Source organism: Vibrio sp. 10N.222.55.C6, from assembly GCF_041473395.1.
Taxonomy (GTDB): Bacteria; Pseudomonadota; Gammaproteobacteria; order Enterobacterales; family Vibrionaceae; genus Vibrio; species Vibrio crassostreae_C.
In genome coordinates this window covers 1-655 of record NZ_JBFRSD010000839.1, presented here as the reverse complement: position 1 = coordinate 655, position 655 = coordinate 1, and the positions used below count along the sequence as shown (strand labels likewise).

Genomic DNA, 655 nt, shown 5'->3' with positions numbered 1-655 from the left:
CATTTACTTGAGTTTTCCATTGCTGGGTTTATTTTTAAAGTATTAATTTTGTTGATGTTAGTTATCTAGAAGGGAGTCCCATGTCAGAAGTCGACGGGAATACGCAAGAAGCCAAGGAAGACGTTGGCCAGCAAGAAAACGGAAAAGACAAAGTAAGAAAGGTCACAAACTACTTATTGTTGTTCGTGGCGTTCATGCTGATCTTCAGTGTCATTTCAGACCGTATCATCCCTATTACCGATAATGCTCGTGTAAAAGGCTATATCGTTCCAATCAAGCCTGAGGTGTCGGGTAAAGTGCTCGATATTCTTGTTCAACCTAACCAACTCGTTAATCAAGGCGATAAGCTTGCGATTCTCGACGAATCTGATTACCTCATCGCCGTACAACAAGCTGAGCAAAACTTAGAGATCGCTGGGCAAAATGTCGGTGCTCAAACCGCGAGCATTGCTTCAGCACAAGCGAAACTCACCTCAGCCATTGTTGAAAGACAAAATACCAAACTGCAAGCTAAGCGTGTTTTAGAGATGGCCGATAAAGGTGTCGTTTCTAAATCAGATGCAGATAAAGCGCGAGCAGCATTAGCGACCTCTAGTGCGGCGGTTGTGAATGCAGAAGCTGACCTTGACCGTGCTAAGAAACAAATGGGTAAAGA

The 655-nt window shown here is 43.7% G+C and carries 1 protein-coding gene; it reads left to right on the top strand.

The window, feature by feature from the left end; genetic code table 11:
• Nucleotides 1-80: 80 nt before the first annotated feature.
• Nucleotides 81-655, top strand: a 575-nt coding sequence (locus tag AB4486_RS26460) for an HlyD family secretion protein (RefSeq protein ID WP_372119731.1), incomplete at its 3' end; no start/stop codon positions are given.